The sequence below is a fragment of the Variovorax sp. J22G73 genome, from assembly GCF_030317035.1.
Classification (GTDB): domain Bacteria; phylum Pseudomonadota; class Gammaproteobacteria; order Burkholderiales; family Burkholderiaceae_C; genus Variovorax.
Map to the genome: position 1 here is coordinate 114911 of NZ_JASZYK010000010.1, position 17255 is coordinate 132165.

The 17255-nt window shown below is 69.6% G+C and carries 17 protein-coding genes and 2 riboswitches; of the genes, 6 read left to right on the forward strand and 11 right to left on the reverse strand.

The genetic code is table 11. From position 1 onward, the window contains the following. The first annotated feature begins 252 nt into the window (after window positions 1-252). The gene (locus QTI51_RS28695; RefSeq protein WP_286516999.1) at window positions 253-1083 is read left to right on the forward strand and encodes a creatininase family protein; all 831 of its coding nucleotides are present in this window, start codon (window positions 253-255) and stop codon (window positions 1081-1083) included. A 92-nt stretch (window positions 1084-1175) separates the two neighbouring features. Here QTI51_RS28695 and QTI51_RS28700 read toward each other — a convergent pair whose 3' ends face one another. The 10 genes from QTI51_RS28700 to QTI51_RS28745 form a co-directional block, all read right to left on the reverse strand. Further along, window positions 1176-2147 (reverse strand): threonine dehydratase, encoded by a 972-nt coding sequence (locus tag QTI51_RS28700; protein ID WP_286516998.1) that lies wholly within the window; start codon window positions 2145-2147, stop codon window positions 1176-1178. A gap of 67 nt (window positions 2148-2214) precedes the next feature. Further along, entirely contained in the window at window positions 2215-2847 is a 633-nt protein-coding gene (locus QTI51_RS28705) for a LysE family translocator (RefSeq protein ID WP_286516997.1), read from the reverse strand. A 2-nt stretch (window positions 2848-2849) separates the two neighbouring features. Further along, window positions 2850-3542, reverse strand: coding sequence for a VOC family protein (locus QTI51_RS28710; RefSeq protein WP_286516996.1), 693 nt, complete (start codon window positions 3540-3542; stop codon window positions 2850-2852). Window positions 3543-3590: 48 nt separating this feature from the next. Then, the gene (locus tag QTI51_RS28715; protein WP_207786730.1) at window positions 3591-4514 is read right to left on the reverse strand and encodes a PhzF family phenazine biosynthesis protein; all 924 of its coding nucleotides are present in this window, start codon (window positions 4512-4514) and stop codon (window positions 3591-3593) included. A gap of 5 nt (window positions 4515-4519) precedes the next feature. After that, entirely contained in the window at window positions 4520-5161 is a 642-nt protein-coding gene (locus tag QTI51_RS28720; protein ID WP_286516995.1) for a glutathione S-transferase family protein, read from the reverse strand. Between the two features lie 37 nt (window positions 5162-5198). Then, window positions 5199-6050, reverse strand: coding sequence for a PhzF family phenazine biosynthesis protein (locus QTI51_RS28725; RefSeq protein WP_286516994.1), 852 nt, complete (start codon window positions 6048-6050; stop codon window positions 5199-5201). Window positions 6051-6061: 11 nt separating this feature from the next. After that, window positions 6062-6700, reverse strand: coding sequence for a LysE family translocator (locus QTI51_RS28730; RefSeq protein WP_116910742.1), 639 nt, complete (start codon window positions 6698-6700; stop codon window positions 6062-6064). A gap of 73 nt (window positions 6701-6773) precedes the next feature. Then, a complete protein-coding gene (locus QTI51_RS28735; RefSeq protein WP_286516992.1) occupies window positions 6774-7976 on the reverse strand; it encodes an aminotransferase-like domain-containing protein in 1203 nt (400 codons plus the stop codon). Between the two features lie 54 nt (window positions 7977-8030). Beyond that, complete coding sequence (locus QTI51_RS28740) at window positions 8031-9032, reverse strand: DMT family transporter (protein WP_286516991.1); 1002 nt, start codon at window positions 9030-9032, stop codon at window positions 8031-8033. Beyond that, window positions 9029-9628: a LysE family translocator gene (locus QTI51_RS28745; protein WP_286516990.1), complete on the reverse strand. Its 600-nt coding sequence runs from the start codon at window positions 9626-9628 to the stop codon at window positions 9029-9031. Before QTI51_RS28745 ends, QTI51_RS28740 begins: the two co-directional genes overlap by 4 nt. Window positions 9629-9764: 136 nt before the next feature. Here QTI51_RS28745 and QTI51_RS28750 point away from each other — a divergent pair, with 136 nt between their 5' ends. From QTI51_RS28750 to QTI51_RS28760, 3 genes are all read left to right on the forward strand, one after another. Continuing rightward, entirely contained in the window at window positions 9765-11228 is a 1464-nt protein-coding gene (locus tag QTI51_RS28750; protein WP_286516989.1) for an aminotransferase-like domain-containing protein, read from the forward strand. Window positions 11229-11298: 70 nt separating this feature from the next. Further along, window positions 11299-12153: a PhaM family polyhydroxyalkanoate granule multifunctional regulatory protein gene (locus tag QTI51_RS28755; RefSeq protein WP_286516988.1), complete on the forward strand. Its 855-nt coding sequence runs from the start codon at window positions 11299-11301 to the stop codon at window positions 12151-12153. Between the two features lie 45 nt (window positions 12154-12198). Beyond that, window positions 12199-13479 carry an FIST signal transduction protein gene (locus tag QTI51_RS28760; RefSeq protein ID WP_116910736.1) on the forward strand — a complete coding sequence of 427 codons (1281 nt, stop codon included), beginning with the start codon at window positions 12199-12201 and terminating at the stop codon, window positions 13477-13479. A 30-nt stretch (window positions 13480-13509) separates the two neighbouring features. On the opposite strand, the gene QTI51_RS28765 is transcribed toward QTI51_RS28760, so the two are convergent. Then, entirely contained in the window at window positions 13510-14811 is a 1302-nt protein-coding gene (locus QTI51_RS28765) for a D-amino acid dehydrogenase (protein WP_286516987.1), read from the reverse strand. A gap of 91 nt (window positions 14812-14902) precedes the next feature. Then, window positions 14903-15019, reverse strand: a riboswitch (glycine riboswitch). Window positions 15020-15053: 34 nt separating this feature from the next. After that, window positions 15054-15143, reverse strand: a riboswitch (glycine riboswitch). Window positions 15144-15264: 121 nt separating this feature from the next. Here QTI51_RS28765 and rfbB point away from each other — a divergent pair. Then, window positions 15265-16362, forward strand: a complete 1098-nt coding sequence (rfbB, locus tag QTI51_RS28770) for a dTDP-glucose 4,6-dehydratase (protein WP_286516986.1) — start codon at window positions 15265-15267, stop codon at window positions 16360-16362. Further along, window positions 16359-17249 carry a dTDP-4-dehydrorhamnose reductase gene (rfbD, locus tag QTI51_RS28775; RefSeq protein WP_286516985.1) on the forward strand — a complete coding sequence of 297 codons (891 nt, stop codon included), beginning with the start codon at window positions 16359-16361 and terminating at the stop codon, window positions 17247-17249. The genes rfbB and rfbD overlap by 4 nt, the downstream gene beginning before the upstream one ends. The last annotated feature ends 6 nt before the right edge of the window (window positions 17250-17255 follow it).

Here is a 17255-nt window from a genome sequence, read left to right on the forward strand (position 1 = left end):
TGACCACACCTTTCGCCCGGCCCACGCCGCCGCGAAAGTCGAACCGCTAAATAGCGAAACACGGGGTGCAACACCACGGTTCTGAAAATTGACTTGGAATTCACTCTAGAGAGAACTGTTAACAATGGCAAACCAAAGTGCCAGGATTTGGTTGTATCCGTGAACAGATTGGCGTTTTCTGAGTGCCTGCCGCCTGCTTTTGTCAGACAGAAGCTCCCCGAAATGACCGTGCGTCCGGCCTAAGATCGCGCCATGAATGCTCCCCAGGCCCCTTCGTTGCCCCGTTTCTGGTCCCAGCTCACCACCCGTGATTTCGGGTCGCTCGACGCCTCGGCCACCGTCGCCGTGCTGCCGCTGGGCGCGACCGAACAGCACGGCCCGCACCTGCCGCTGGGCGTGGACACGGTGCTGGCCGACGGCATCGTCGCGGCCGCGTTGCCGCTGCTGCCGCCCGAGCTGCCGGTGCTGTTCCTGCCGACCCAGCAGATCGGCCTGAGCCCCGAGCACGCGCGTTTCGCGGGCACGCTCACGCTGTCGGCCGAGACGCTCATTCGCGTGTGGAACGAAATCGGCGCGGGCGTGGCGCGTGCCGGCGTGAAGAAGCTGGTGCTGTTCAACGCCCACGGCGGTCACGTGGGCGCCATGGACATCGTGGCGCGCGAACTGCGCGCGGCGCACGGGCTCATCGTGTACAGCGTGAGCTGGTTCAACCTGCCGCTGGGCGACGCGGGCGCGCAATTCAGCGCGCAGGAGCACCGCTTCGGCGTGCATGCGGGCGAGATCGAGACGTCGATGATGCTGGCGCTGACGCCGCAGCTGGTGCGAATGAGCGAGGCGAAGGATTTCCGCTCGACCTCGGAGCAGCGCGCGGCCGACTACGCGATCCTCGGCAACGGCAAGAGCGCGAAGCTCGGCTGGGCCATGGAGGACTACAACGCCCACGGCGCCGCGGGCAACGCGGCGGCTGCGACCGCGGCCAGCGGGCAGGCGGTGATCGATGCGGCTGCCCGGCAACTGGCGTTGTTGCTGGCGGAGGTTTCCCGGTTGCCGCTGGGTACGGCGAATACGGCGCCGCTGCCCTGAGCGTCTTGCGTGCGGCCGTTTGCGGTGTTCAGGCCGCGATCACGCCGCTGACGTCATCGTTGTTCACACGTCCCGAATCTGCCAGCCCTCGCTCAAGAAGCAGCGCGTGACAACACCCCGGCAAACATGTCCGAGTCGACATTCCCCCCGCTCACGCTGATGCCCACCGTCTTGCCACGCCAGCGCTCCTGCTGCTGAAGCGCCGCCGCCAATGCCGCGGCACCGGCGCCTTCGGCCACGTTGTGCGTGTCGCTGAAAAGAATGCGCACGGCATTGGCGATTTCGTCGTCGGTGACCGTGACCACGTCGTCGGCCTCGCGCAGGATCACCTCGACCGACTCGGGCACCGGCGTGCGGCAGGCCATGCCGTCGGCCAGCCGCGTGGTCACGGGCGACTCGACCGGCTTGCCCGCGCGGAAGGAATCGCGGTACGCCGTGGCGTGCGCCGACACCACGCCGATGAGCTTCGTCGACACCCCGCAATGCGCGCGCGCCGCCGCAGCAGCGGCAAAGCCCGAACCCAGGCCGATGGGCACGAACAGCACATCGGGCGGCGTGGCCGACAGCGCTTCGAAGAATTCGACATACGCCGTCGACACCCCGCGCACCAGCTCGCGGTGGAACGACGGCACGCGGTGCAACCCGTCGCGCTCGGCCAGCAGGCCCGCGTGCTCGGAGGCCGCCTGGAAGTCGTCGCCATGCTCCACCAGCGTGACGCCCAGCGCGCGCATCGCCGCGTTCTTCTCGGTCGAGTTGCCGTGCGGCACCACGATGGTCGCGGCCAGGCCGTGGCGCCGCGTGGCGAAGCCCACCGACTGGCCGTGGTTGCCGCGCGTGGCGCTGATGGCGTGGCGCACCTCGGGCTGCTCGCGCGCCAATGTTTCGAAGTACGTCAGGCCGCCGCGTATCTTGAAGGCACCCGCCGGCGTGTGGTTCTCGTGCTTGGCCCACACCGTGGCGCCCAGGCGCTGCGACAGCAGCGGCCAGGCGTACTGCGGCGTGGCGGGCATGGCCGCGTGCACGGTGCGCTGCGCGGCTTCGATCTCTTCGCGGGTGAATCTCACGGGCTTCTTTCGGGTGGGGGTGTTCGGCGGTCAGCGCTGACCGCCAGCGCTCAGCGAGCGGGGGAAATCACTTGCGTTCGGTCAGCGCCACGCGCACGGCCAAGGCCGCCAGCACGCTGCCCATGACATAGCGCTGCGCGCGCAGCCAGCCCGCGCTTTGCGACAGCACGGCCGTGATGCTCGCGGCGCCGACGATCATCACCGTGTTGACGGCCGCGCTGGTCGCCATCTGCGCGATGCCCAGCTGCATGCTCTGCAGCAGCACCGAGCCGCGCTCGGGGTGGATGAACTGCGGAAAGAACGACAGGTAGAACATGGCCACCTTCGGGTTCAGCAGGTTCGTCAGGAAGCCCATGCGAAACAGCCTGGCGGGCGGGTCGGCCGGCAGCACGCGCGCCTCGAAGGGCGCGTTGCCGCCCGGCTTCACGGCCTGCCACGCCAGCCACAGAAGGTAGCCCGCGCCGGCCAGTCGAATGGCGTCGAACGCCAGCGGCACGGCCAGCAGCAGCGCGGTGAGCCCGAGCGCGGCGGCGAACAGGTGCACGAGGAAAGCCGTGAGCACGCCGCCCAGCGAGATCAGCCCCGCGCGCCGGCCCTGGATGAGCGTGCGCGACACGCAATAGATCATGTTCGGCCCCGGCGTGAGCGCCAGCAGCAGCGAGGCCAGCGCGAACCAGGCGATTTCGGCGAGGCTGAGCATGGTCAGAGTCCTTTGGATTCGAGCGTGACGGGGCCGCGCGGCGTGTCGAGCACGGCAATGAGGTTGGGCGGGCCGGCATCGACCGGCATGGTGTGCATGCCCACGGCCTGCAGCGCGGCGGCCAGCGCCGGTGCGCGCGGGTGCACGGCGCGCAGCGTGCGCATCGCCAGGCCCAAGCCGGGCAGGGCGTCGGTCGGGTGCACAGGGCCCCACTGGATGAGCGTGGGCAGCGCGCCGTAGAACAGGCGCTGGCCGTCGTCGCGCACGGTGATCTGCCATTCGAGCCGGCCGGCCGGCGTGTCGCGCGAGGCCTGGATGAGCGGGCCGCGGTCGATGTGCGCATGCTCTTCGTGCGCCAGCGCGTGCGTGGCCGCCTGCGCGTCGGGCACGCGGGCCACGAAATGAATCAGCCGCGGCCCGCGCTGCGCGAGCCCGGCCTGCAGCGCGCTGTCGTCCAGGTCGAACCAGCGGTGCGTGCGCGGGCGCGCTGGCCGCTTGCCCGGTTCGATCGCGATGATTTCCAGGTAGGCCGCCGGAAAGGCGTCGCTCGCGATGTTCAGCAACCGGTTGTGCGTGCCCATCAGCGGGTGCGTACCGCCGGGCTGCGGCGCAACGCCCAGCGTGGCTTCGCACCAGGCCACGCCCTCGTCCAGCGAGGCGGCGGCAATCACGAGGTGGTCGAGCTGCGCGTGCATGGTGCGGGGGTCTCCTTGTGGGGCGCTTGCGTTTGTCTCGCGTGATTTCTAGAGCGTGACGTGGCCGTCGACGCAGGTCACGGCGTCGCCGCCGACCCAGATCTTGCCGGCGGCGTCGCGCTCGATGTACACGCGCCCTGCGCGGCCCAGGCACTGGCCCTGCGCGGCCAGGTAGCGCTCGGGCATGTGGCCGTCGGCGATCAGCCATTCGGCCAGGCTCGCGTTCAGGCTGCCGGTGACCGGGTCTTCCTGCACGCCGATGGGCTCGGCGAAGGCGCGCACCTCGAGGTCGATCTTCGCGCCGTCTTCGTTGGGCGTGGCGGGCCGGTTGCCGAAGGCGCGCGCCTCGCGGTTGGAGCGGCCGATGAGCAGCGAGGTGTCGTGCGCCAGCGGCAGCCCGGCCACGCCGGCCTTCACGCCCAGCTCCTTCAGCGCGCGGTGGTCGGGCTGCAGCGCGAGCACGGCGTCGGCGTCGTTGACCAGCAGGCCGAACCACACGGGGCCGTTGTCCAGCACCTGCGCCGCGACGATCTGCTGCGCCTTCAGGCCCAGCGCGCCGGCCACCTTGGCCAGCAGCGCGGGGCTCGGTGCGCTGCGCCTGAGCGGCGGCGCACCGAAGGCCAGCCGCGTGCCTTCGCGGCGCAGCGGCACCAGGCCGGCGCCGCATTGCTGCACCACCTGTCCGGCCGCCTTGGGCTTGCCGCCGGCCTGCAGCCAGGCATGGCAGCTGCCGATGGTCGGGTGGCCGGCAAAGGGCAGCTCGCCGCCGGGCGTGAAGATGCGCACGCGGTAGTCGGCCGCGGGGTCGGTCGGCGGCAGCAGGAAGGTGGTTTCCGACAGGTTGGTCCACCGCGCGAAGCGCTGCATGGCCTCGTCGTCGAGGTCCTGGCCGTCGATGACCACCGCGAGCGGGTTGCCGTAGTAGGCGGTGGCGGTGAAGACGTCGACTTGCTTGAAGGGGCGGGATTTCATGGGGTTCATTCGAGGGTCAGGTCGAGCACGCCGCGCGCGCCCGGGCGGGAAAGAAGTTCGGCATACCAGCGCTCCACGTTCGGCCAGGCCGGGCGGCGGTACTCGGCCGCGGGCAGGCCGAACCAGCGGTGCGCCTCGCAGCCGACCGGAATGTCGGCCATGGTGAAGCTGTCGCCGCCCATGAAGGCGCGCTGGCCGAGGTGCGCGTCGAGCATGGCGAACAGCGCCTCGCTCTCGCGCACCGAGGCGTCGATGAGCGGCTGCCTGCGCTCGGCCGGCGGCGTGCGCACCCATTGCACGAAGGCGTCGCGGCTCGCGCGGTTGAGCGTGGTCTGCTGCCAGTCCATCCAGCGCTCGGCGTCGAAGCGCGCGGGCAGCGCGCTCGGGTAGAAGGTGCCGTGCGAATGCTTGGCGCACAGGTAGCGCACGATCACGTTCGACTCCCACAGCGTGACGCGCTCGTCGCCCTCGCCGTCGTCGATGGCGGGCACCATGGCGTTCGGGTTGAGCGCCAGGTATTCGGGCGTCTGCACCACGCCGAACTTGCCGCCGGCCTCGGTGCGCTGGAAGTCGAGCCCGAGCTCCTGCGCGCACCACACCACCTTGCGGACGTTGATCGAGCTGATGCGGCCCCAGATGTTGAGCATGGTTGTCTTCTCTCTCGTTTTTCGTTGATGGATCGGTTCAGTTCGCCATGACGCGCGCGGTGCCCGACACGCGCACCGAGCTGCCGGCTTCGGGCGCGATGTCTGCGCGCAACCTCGACAGCATGCCCATGTCTTCGCCCTGCACCACGTCGATGGCACCGCCGTGCGGCCAACCGATGTCGCGCAGGTAGCCGGCCAGCGCGGCGGTGGCGGCGCCGGTCGCGGGGTCTTCGTAGACGCCGCCGGAGGCGAAGGGGTTGCGGGTGTGAAAGCGTTGCGTGCTCTCGGCATGGACCAGCACGACGGTCGTGAGGCCGGCGCCGTTCATCAGCGCGCGACCGGCTTCGAGTTCGTAGCGCATGGCCGACAGCAGCGTGCGGGTCTTCAGCGCCAGCACCAGGTGATCGGCGCCCGCATGCGCGACGGCCGGCGCAATGCGCGGGTCGAGGTCGTCGGGCCCGTAGCCGAACACGCCGAGCGCCTGCGAGACCAGTTGGGGCGATGCGGCCGCGCTGCGCGTGGGCGGCGACTGCAATGCGGCGGCCACCAGGGCGCCGTCGCGCCGGCCTTCGACGGTGATGCGCGCATGGTTGAGCGTCAGCGCGAACACGCCGTCGCCGTGCCGCAGCGCAAGCGCAGCGCCCAGCGCGATGGTCGCGTGGCCGCAGAACGGCACCTCCGTCTGCGGCGAGAAGTAGCGCACGCGCCAGCCGTCGTCGGTGCGCGCGGCGAAGGCGGTTTCCGAGAAGCCGACCTCGGCGGCCAGCGCCTGCATGCGTGCCGTGTCGGGCAATGCATCTGCTGCATTGCGTGCATCTTCGATCACGACGCCGGCGGGGTTGCCGCCCGTCTCGCCATCGGAGAAGGCTGCGATCTTCAGGACATTCATGGGTTTCTTTCTCAGCGCGGCACGGGCCGCTCGAGGAACAGCAGCCGAAGCGCCAGCCCCAGCATCACGGCGGCGAGCAGGTTGCCCTGCAGGCGGGCCGCGCCGGGGCGGCGTTGCAGCCAGCGCCCGACCTGGCCGCTGCACGCGCCCAGCAAGGTGTTGAACGCCAGCGCGGCCAGCGACAGCACCACGCCGAGCTGCACCAGCTGCAGCGGCACGCTGCCGCGCGCGGGGTCGACGAACTGCGGCAGGAACACCATGAAGAACAGCAGCGCCTTCGGGTTGACCAGGTTGTTCAGCAGCGCCATGCGCACGATGCGGCCGAAGCCGGCGGGCTGCGCCTGCGCGCCCATGCGCAGTGCACCGCCGCCACGCAACGCCTGCACGGCCAGCCACACCAGGTACAGCGCGCCCGCGTAGCGCAGCAGGTCGAACGACGGCGGCCAGGCCGCCACCAGCGCGGTGACGCCGGTGGCCGCGAACAGCGTGTGCACCAGGTCGGCCGCCGAGATGCCCAGCGCCGCCGCGAAGCCGCCGCGCGGGCCATGGGCCACGCCGTGCGAGAGCACGAAGGCCATGTTCGGGCCCGGCGACAGGAACAGCGCCAGCACCGCGAGCAGGAACAGCGAGAGGGTGGCGAGGCCGATCACGGCGGGCTCCTGGAAGGGGTGGGTGTGCGGTTCGGGCGCGGGTTCAGGTTCAGGCTCGGGCTCGGGCTCGGGCTCAGATCTGCGCTGCGGCCAGCGTCTTGTCGCCGAGCAGCACCAGCTCTTCGCGCAGCGTTTGCGCCAGCGCGGCGATGGCGATGTCGATCTGCTCGACGCTGGCCGTCACGAACGACAGGCGCAGGGTGCGCGGATCGCCCTCGCCGGCGTAGAAGGGCGCGCCGGGCACGAAGGCCACGTTGCGCTCCACCGCCTTGGGCAGCAGCGTGACGGTGTCGATGCCCTCGGGCAGCCGCGCCCACAGGAACATGCCGCCCTTGGGGGCGTTGAACTTCACGTCCAGGCCCTTCATCTCGCGCTGCAGCGCGGCGATCATGGCGTCGCGCTGGCTCTTGTACAGCGCGCGAATGGTGGGCACGTGGCGGTCGAGAAAGCCGTCCTTCATCACCGAGGACACCATGCGCTGCGTGAAGATCGGCGTGTGCAGGTCGACGGCCTGCTTGGCCTGCAGCAGCTTCGGGTAGATCGACTTGGGCGCCACCAGGAAGCCCAGGCGCAGGCCGGGGGCCAGCACCTTGGAGAACGAGCCCAGGTAGATCACGCCTTCGGGGTTGCGCGCGGCCAGCGGCAGGGGCGGGGCTTCGTCGAACCAGAGCTCGCCGTAGGGGTTGTCCTCGACGATCGGCAGGTTGGCCTCGGCGGCAGCGGCCGACACGGCGGCGCGGCGCTCCTCGGTCATGGTGCGGCCGGTGGGATTCTGGAAGTTGGGCAGCAGGTAGACGAAGCGCGCGTCCCTGGCCTTGGCCACCAGGTCTTCGACGATCACGCCGTCGTCGTCGCTGGCCACGCCCACGGGGTGCGGCTCCATCGGGCCGAAGGCCTGCAGCGCGCCCAGGTAGGTGGGCGTCTCGACCAGCACCTTGCTGCCCGGATCGATCAGCACCTTGGCCACCAGGTCGAGGCCCTGCTGCGAGCCGGTGGTGATGAGCACCTGCGAGGCGTCGACGTCCCAGGGCAGCATGTCGGCCACGGCCTGGCGCAGCGGCGCGTAGCCTTCGCTGGCGGCGTACTGCAGGGCGGCCTGGCCGTCGGTGTGCAGCACTTCGGCGCAGGCGTCGGCGAAGGCCTGGATCGGGAAGGTCTTGGGCGAGGGCAGGCCGCCGGCCAGGCTGATGATGCCGGGGCGTTCGGTGACCTTGAGGATTTCACGCAGCACCGAGGGGTTCATCTTGGCGGCACGTGCGGCGAGTTTCCAGTTCATGGGGTGCTTCTTTCAGGCGGAGAGGTGAAATTCGAACGAGAGGGTACAGGCGGATCAGCGTCCGCGCGGGCTCGCCTTGCCGGCGGCGGCAGGCGCTATTTTCCGCGCGGCGGCCTTCGCCGGGTGGGCCGGGTGGACCGCGCCGGCCGGCTGCGACAGCCGCTTGCCGATGACCACGGTGGCGACCACCGCGACCGCGAAGCCCAGCGTCACCAGGTCCAGCGGCTCGTCAAGGATGGGGATCGACGCGAGGATCGACAGGAAGGGCTGCAGCAACTGCGTCTGGCTCACGCGCAGCGCGCCGCCCAGGGCCAGGCCGCGGTACCAGGCGAAGAAGCCGATCCACATCGAGAACATGCCGACGTACACGAAGCCCAGCCACGACGTGGTGGCGATGGGCTGCGTGGGCCACAGCGCCAGCGTGGCCGGCAGCGTGAAGGGCAGCGCCATCACGCAGACCCAGCAGATCACGCGCTCCGCGCCCAGCGACGGCGTGACCTGGGCACCGTAGATGTAGCCGAACGAGGCGGCAATGACCGCGCCCACCAGCAGCAGGTCGGCCCACTCGAAGCCGAAACCGGTGCCCGCGTGACCGGTCTGGCTCGCGCGCAGCACCGAGAACACCACCACCAGCAGGCTGCCCGCGACCGCGCACACCCAGAAGCCGAGCCGCGCGCGCTGGTGCAGCACCCAGGCCGCCACCGCGGCCGTGACCAGCGGCAGCAGCGCCGTCACCACCGCCGCATGGCTGGCCGTGACCACGCGCAGCGCGTAGGCCAGCAGCAGCGGAAAGCCGATGCAGTTGCCCAGCACCGCGACGCCCAGCGACTTCCACTGGTGCGCGGCGGGCCGCGGCGAGCGCGTGACCAGCAGGAACACCGCCGACAGCAGGCCGGCCAGCGCCGCCCGCCCGAGCGTGACGAACCACGGCGAAAGCTGCGGCGCCTCTTGCGTGCCGGTGGCCAGGCGCGTCATGGGCAGGGTGACGGCGAACATCGCCACCCCCAGCACGCCGAGCCACATGCCCAGCGTCTCGTCCTTCAGGTCGAGCTTCATACGCGCACCATCCACCACGCGGTGAGCACCAGCACCAGCGCCATGGCGCGGTTGAACCACAGCAGCCGCGCGCCCTTGGCGAGCCAGTCGCGCAGCAGCGCGCCGACCAGCGCATAGGTGAAGTTGCTGGTGAAGGCGAAGAACAGCATCACCGGCGCCACGATGGCGAAGCGGGCCAGCGCGTCGGGCTGCCCGGCGATCCAGCCCGCCACCAGCGTGAGCGCCAGCAGCCAGGCCTTGATGTTGACGAACTGCAGCATCACGCCCTGCCCGAACCCGACCGACAGCCGGGCGCCGTCGGCCTTGCCCAGGGTGGCGCTGCCGCTGAGCTTGTAGGCCAGCCACAGCAGGTAGCCGATGCCCAGCGCCTTGATGCCCACGCGCAGCGGCGGCACCGCCACCACCAGCGCGCCCAGCCCGGCGGCGCACAGCACCAGCAGCAAGGTCCAGCCGATGGGCACGGCCACCACGAAGCGCATGGCGCGCGGCAGCCCGCCGTTGGCCGCCAGGGCCGTGGAGAGCGTGGTGTTGGGACCGGGCGAAAAACTCATCGCCGTGGCCAGCACCAGCAGCGCGGTGAATTCTTGCCAGTTCATGACACACACTCTAAACTTCAGACCATTACAGTGCCAGTACAGATGATCGAACAATCAGGGAATCTGTATTGGTCAATCCTTCGACACAGCGTCGCCTCAAGAGGGCCGGCGCTCCTGCCGCGAGAGCGCCGAACGCATGCTGACACGCACCTCCACCCAGTCGCTGACCGCCCAGCTGGCCGACCGCCTGGCCGAGCGCATCCGCACCCGGCTGCTGCCGCCCGGCGCCCGGTTGCCCTCGGTGCGCGAATGCGCGCGGCAGCAGGGCGTGAGCCCGTACACGGTGGTGGCCGCCTACGACCAGCTGCTGGCGCAGGGGCTGGTGGAGGCGCGGCGCCAGAAGGGCTTCTATGTGCGCGACGCCGCGCCGGCGAACGACGGCCGTTCGGGCAGCGCAGGCAATTCAGGCACCGGCGTGGAGCCGAGCGGCGTGGCCGGCATGCCGGCCGCCATGGCCGTGCAGATGATGGCCTCGCGCGTGCCGGCCGACGCCAGCTCGCTGATCCGCAGCATGTTCCACCGCCCCAGCGACAAGCCGCAGCCGGGCATGGGTGTGTTCCCGCCGGACTGGATGGCATCGACCTTCATGCCCACCGCCGTGCGGCGCATGACCAGCACGGCCGCGCTGCAGGAGCTGTCGCTGCAATACGGCGAGCCGTCGGGCGACACCAGCCTGCGGCGCAGCCTGTCGCAGAAGCTGGTGGGCATCAACATTCCGGCGTCGCCCGAGCAGATCGTGACCACCATCGGCGCCACGCATGCGCTGGACATCGTGAGCCGCACGCTGCTGCGCGCCGGCGACCCGGTGATGGTCGAGGAGCCGGGCTGGGCCCTGGAGTTCGCGCGGCTGGAGGCGCTGGGCATGCGCATCCTGCCGGTGCCGCGGCGCGCCGACGGACCCGACCTGGAGGTGATGGCGCAGTACTGCAAGCTGCACCAGCCCAAGCTGTTCGTGAGCGTGAGCGTGCTGCACAACCCCACGGGCTACAGCCTGACGCCGGGCAGCGCGCACCGCGTGCTGCAGCTGGCCAACGAGCACGACTTTCACATCGTCGAGGACGACACCTACAGCCACCTCGCGCCCGAGCACGCCACGCGGCTGAGCGCGCTCGACGGGCTCCGGCGCACCATCTACGTGAGCGGCTTCGCGAAGATATTGGCGCCCAACTGGCGCATCGGCTTCCTGGCCGCGGCGCCCGCGCTGAAGGAGCGGCTGCTGGAGACCAAGCTGCTGGCCACGCTGACCTCGCCCACGCTGTTCGAGCGGGCCTTGTCGTGGTGCATCGACCAGGGGCAGCTGCGCCGGCATTCGGAGCGCGTGCGCATCCGGCTCGACGGCGCGCGCGGGCGGGCGGTGAAGCTGGCGATGTCGCACGGCTGCACCTTCGCGTCGGAGCCGGCGGGCCTGTTCGGCTGGGTCGACACCGGCGTGGACACCGACGCGCTCACCCAGCGCATGCTCGACCAGGGCTACCTGCTGGCGCCGGGCTCGCTCTTTCATGCGCGCCGGCCGCCGAGCACGATGATGCGCATCAACTTCGCCACCTCGCAGGACGCCACCTTCTGGAAGGTGTTCAGCAAGGTGCGCGACGGGGTCTGAGGGCGGCGCACGCACCGGGCCTTGGAGTAAGCTGGCAACACAAGAAAACCCAGCCTGGAGACCCCCGCCCATGAGCAATGCCAACAAGCCCTTCGACTTCAGCCAGTTCGTCCCCGGATTCGACTTCCTGAAGAACCTTGCCGGCGGTGCCGCCGGTGCCGGGGCGGGCTCGGTGCCCGGCATTCCGAGCCTGGCGAGCTGGGTGGCGCCCACGCTGAGCGTGGAAGAGGTCGACAAGCGCATCCAGGAACTCAAGACGGTGCAGTACTGGCTGGAGCAGAACGGCCATGCGCTGAAGGCGACCATCCAGGCGCTCGAGGTGCAGAAGATGACCTTGTCGACCCTGCGCGGCATGAATGTGCGCATGGAAGACATCGCCAGCGCGTTCACCAAGCAGGCGGCCGCGATGGCGCCGGCACCCGCGGCGGCTTCACCTGCTCCGACCGCGGCGCCTTGGGCGACTGGACGGGCCGAGCCCGAAGAGGTCGAGGAGGCTGAGGAGGACGAGGAAATCGATGAGGCTGATGAGGAAGCCCCCGAGCACGAAGAAGCAGAAGCACCGGCCGCGAAGTCGCGCGCCAAGGCGGGCTTGGGCCAATCCAGGTCCGCGAAAGCCGGCGCTGCCGGCGTGGTCGACCCGATGCAGTGGTGGGGCGCGCTCACCGAACAGTTCCAGCAGATCGCCAGCACGGCGCTGCAGGACGCCGCGCAGCTCAAGGTGCCCGCGATGGCCCAGCCACTGGCCGATGCCGTGGGCAAGGTGATGGGCAAGCCGGCGGCCGCGAAGAAGGCTGCCGCCAAGCCACCAGCCAAAACGGCGGCCAGATCAGCCGCGAAGTCCGCCGCCGGCAAGGCCCCCGCCGCGCCGGCCGCCAAAAAGAAGACCGCCACCGCCGCCCGCAAGCGAACCTCCGCGCGGCGCTGACGTCATACACGCATATTTTTTGAAGAGAACGGGTCGGCACGCATCATGAAGTTGTTTCCCTCCGGTCATGCCACCCATCCCCAGTGGCGCATGGCAGCCGGCCTCGTGCTGGCCCAGTTGCGCGCGCAGATGGCCTTGCCCGACTACGCGTCGGCCCCCACGCTCGGGCTGCTCTACATCACCGACCACTACGCGAGCGAGGCGCAGGACATCCTCGACCACCTGAGCGCCGAACTGCCCGAGGTGACGGACTGGTCGGGCACCGTCGGCATCGGCGTGTCGGCCAACAACGCCGAATATTTCGACGAACCCGGCATCAGCCTGATGCTGTGCGCGCTGCCCAGCGACCAGTACCGTGTGTTCTCTGGCGTGGCGCCGCTGGGCAATTCGGAGATGAGCGGCTTCGAGGCGCACACGGCGCTGGTGCATGCCGACCCCGCCACGCCCGACCTGGCCGAGCTGGTCGGCGAGATGGCCGGGCGCACCGACACCGGCTACCTGTTCGGCGGGCTGTCTTCCGGGCGCGGCGGCTCGCTGCAGTTCGCCATCGGCGGCAACGGCAACATCCGCGGCCACGGGGCGGCGGGCGGGGTGTTTTCCGGCGGCATGTCGGGCGTGGTGTTCGGCGAGGGCGTGCGCGTGGTCTCGCGCGTCACGCAGGGCTGCCAGCCGTTGCGCTCAGGCGCCGTGCGCGAGCGCGAAATTACCGAAGCCGACGGCAACCTGCTGCTCAAGCTCGACGGCCAGCCTGCGCTCGACGTGCTGCTGGCCGACCTGCAGGTGTCGCTCGAGCGTCCGCAGGAGGCCATCGACGCAGTGCGCAACACGCTGGTCGGGCTGGCCGACGCGGGCAGCGACGGCATCCGCCGCACCGGCGACCTGGGCGCCGACGTGCTGGTGCGCCACATCATCGGCCTGGACCCCACGCGGCGCGGCATCGCCATTGCCGACACCGCCGAGGCCGGCATGCGCCTGACCTTCTGCCGCCGCAACGCGCAGGCCGCGCGGGCCGACCTGATGCGCATCTGCGCGGAAATCCGCGAAGAGCTGGAGCCCGAGGAACAGACCCTGGCCACCGCGCGCGCCGTGGCCGCGGGCGAGGCCGAGGCGGCCCCGCACCCGGCGCGGCGCATCGCGGGCGCGGTGTACGTGAGCTGCTCCGGGCGCGGCGGACCGCACTTCGGTGCGCCGGGCGCGGAGCTGCAGATCGTGCGGCACGCGCTGGGCGACGTGCCGCTGGTGGGTTTCTTCGCGGCGGGCGAAATCGCCCGGCATCACCTGTATGGCTATACCGGGGTGCTGACGGTGTTCACCAGCAACGACTGACCGGCCCGCAGGCCAATCCGATCAAGCCGGTCAGGCCGGCTGCAGCACGCGCGGCTGCGGCGCGGGCATGCCGGTGAACGCGAAATCGACCTCCGGCGCCAGCCCGCTCACGATGCGGGCGATCGACTTGCCCGACCCGCACGCGTGCGTCCAGCCCAGCGTGCCGTGGCCCGTGTTCAGGAACAGGTTGGCAAGCTTGGTCTTGCCGATCAGCGGCACGTTGCTCGGCGTGGCCGGGCGCAGGCCGGTCCAGAACTGCGCCTGCGTGGTGTCGCCGGCGCCGGGGAACAGTTCTTCGACGCGGCGCACGATGGCCTCGCAGCGCACCTGGTTCAGGTCGCGGTCGTAGCCGTTGAGCTCGGCCGTGCCGGCGATGCGCAGGCGGTCGCCCGTCTCCGAGGTGTAGCGCGAGAACACCAGCTTGAACTCGTCGTCGGTCAGCGAGACCTGGTGCGCCTTGGAGGCGTCCTTCACGGGCAGCGTCACCGAATAGCCCTTGGCGGGGTAGATCGGCAGGCGGATGCCCAGCGGCGCGGCGAGCAGCGGGCTCAGCGAACCCATCGCCATCACGAAGGCGTCGCCGCGAATGCGCTGGAAGCGGCCTTCGTTGTCGGTCACCTCGACGTGGTCGATGGGGCCGCCGGCTTCGCGCAGCGCGGTGATGGTGTGGCTCATGAGGAACTTCACGCCGGCCGCGGCGGCGAGCTTCGACAGTTCGCGCGCGAAGCGGTTGGCGTCGCCCGACTCGTCTTCGGCCGTGAAGGTGGCGCCGGCCAGCTTCGGGCGGATGTGGGCCAGGGCGGGCTCGATCTTCACCGCCTCGTCGGCCGAGATGACCTGGCGTTCGCAGCCCAGGGCGCGCATCTGCTCGGCGGGGGCGAGGGCGCCGTCGAACTCCTTCTGCGTCGTATAAAAGTGCAGGATGCCTTGGATGCGCTGGTCGTAGTCGATTCGCGTGTCGCGGCGCAACTGTTGCAACATCTCGCGGCTGTAGGTGCCCAGGCGAACGATCTGTTCGATGTTGTGGCGGGTGCGCGCCGGCGTGCATTCGCGCAGGAACTGCAGGCCCCAGAGCCACTGGCGCATGTCCGCGCGGATGCGAAAGAGCAACGGGGCGTCTTCCTTGCCCAGCCATTGCAGCACCTTAAGCGGCGCGCTGGGGTTGGCCCAGGGTTCGGCGTGGCTCACCGAGATCTGCCCGCCGTTGGCGAAGCTGGTTTCTGCGGCCGGGGTGGCCTGCCGGTCGATCACGGTCACTTCGTGGCCGAGTTGCTGGAGGTAGTAAGCCGAGGTCACGCCGAGCAGGCCGGCGCCAAGAACGATCACGCGCATTTCAAGTACCTTTGAGGTTGCAGCGCTTGAACGACGGGCGTGGTGTGCTATTGAATCAATAGCAGGCAACCGGACGACCGAAGTCCAAGTTGCCGCTCCCCCTGTCCTCGGTACCTGAGAGATTCACCTGTTGCGCCATTGCAACGGGTTTGCTCCTTCGGTGCATCGCGACCAATGAACGGTGCGATGGCTCTCCAGACGGCGTTTGATGTGGTGCAGTACTGACCCCTTGCCGAAGCCTTTTCAAGACTTCGTCGGGCCGACCTGAGCGTTTATGGGAGTTTGCGCCTTCGGTAGGGCCACCGGGTGGCCCGCTCTCCTGCAGTGCCGCGATTGTAAACACGGGGTGAAGAGAACGGTAACGTCTTGTGTTTCGGCCTGTTGACCCAATGGGATAATCGCGCGTTACGTTCATTGCGACAAGGCGATGACTTCCAACATTCAGGGGACTCCATGATCTTGGTTACCGGCGGCGCTGGCTTCATTGGCGCCAATTTCGTACTCGACTGGATCGCGAACAGCGACGAGCCGGTCGTGAATCTCGACAAGTTGACCTACGCGGGCAACCTCGAGACCCTCGCGTCGCTCAAGGGCAACCCCCGACACATCTTCGTGCAGGGCGACATCGGCGACAGCGCCCTCATCGACCGCCTGCTGGCCGAGCACAAGCCGCGCGCCGTGGTCAACTTTGCCGCCGAATCGCACGTCGACCGCTCCATCCACGGCCCCGAAGACTTCGTGCAGACCAACGTGCTCGGCACCTTCCGCCTGCTCGAGTCGGTGCGCGGTTTCTGGAGCGCGCTGCCGGCCGACGAGAAGACCGCCTTCCGCTTCCTGCATGTGTCGACCGACGAGGTGTACGGCTCGCTTTCCAAGACCGACGCCGCCTTCACCGAAGAGCACAAGTACGAGCCCAACAGCCCGTACTCGGCCAGCAAGGCCGCCAGCGACCACCTCGTGCGCGCCTGGCACCACACCTACGGCCTGCCGGTGCTCACCACCAACTGTTCGAACAACTACGGTCCCTTCCACTTCCCCGAGAAGCTGATCCCGTTGATGATCGTCAACGCGCTGGCCGGCAAGCCGCTGCCCGTGTACGGCGACGGCATGCAGGTGCGCGACTGGCTCTACGTGAAGGACCATTGCAGCGCCATCCGCCGCGTGCTCGAGGCCGGCCGGCTCGGTGAAACCTACAACGTCGGCGGCTGGAACGAGAAGCCCAACATCGAGATCGTCAACACCGTGTGCGCGCTGCTCGACGAGCTGCGCCCCAAGGCCGACGGCAAGCCGTACAACGCGCAGATCACATACGTCACCGACCGCCCCGGCCACGACCGCCGCTACGCCATCGACGCGCGCAAGCTGGAGCGCGAACTCGGCTGGAAGCCCGCCGAGACCTTCGACACCGGCATCCGCAAGACGGTGGAGTGGTACCTCGCGAACAGCGAGTGGGTGCACAACGTGCAGAGCGGTGCCTACCGCGAGTGGGTCGAAAAGCAGTACGACGCCGCGCCGGCAGCATCGACCGCACCGACGAAGGCCGCGGCATGAAGCTGCTGCTGCTGGGCAAGGGCGGGCAGGTCGGCTGGGAACTGCAGCGCAGCCTGGCGCCGCTCGGTGAGCTGGTGGCGCTCGATTTCGACAGCACCGATTTCCACGCCGACTTCAGCCGGCCCGAGCAGCTGGCGGAGACCGTGCTCAAGGTGCGCCCCGACGTCATCGTCAATGCCGCGGCGCACACCGCCGTCGACAAGGCCGAGAGCGAGCCCGAGTTCGCGCGCAAGCTCAACGCCACCTCGCCCGGCGTGGTGGCAAAGGCGGCCCGGCAGATCGGCGCGCTGATGGTGCATTACTCGACCGATTACGTCTTCGACGGCAGCGGCAGCAAGCCCTGGAAGGAAGACGACGCGACCGGCCCGCTCAGCGTGTACGGCCAGACCAAGCTCGAGGGCGAGCAGCTGGTGGCGCAGAACTGCCCGAAGCACCTGATCTTTCGCACCAGCTGGGTGTATGCGGCGCGGGGCGGCAACTTCGCCAAGACCATGCTGCGGCTGGCCAAGGAGCGCGACAAGCTGACCGTCATCGACGACCAGTTTGGCGCCCCCACCGGCGCGGAACTGCTGGCCGACGTGACCGCGCACGCCATTCGCGCGACGCTGCAAGACCCGTCGAAGGCCGGGCTGTACCACGCGATTGCCGGCGGCGAGACCACTTGGCACGGCTACGCGCGCTTCGTGCTCGAGCTGGCGCAGCAGGCGGGTGTCGAGCTGAAGGCGGGCCCCGATGCCGTCGAAGCCGTGCCGACCAGCGCCTTTCCGACGCCGGCGAAGCGGCCGCACAACTCGCGCCTGGACACTTCCAAACTGCAGGCCACCTTCGGCCTGCGCCTGCCGCCTTGGCAGGAAGGCGTTGCGCGCATGCTGCGCGAGACGCTCTGAGAACAG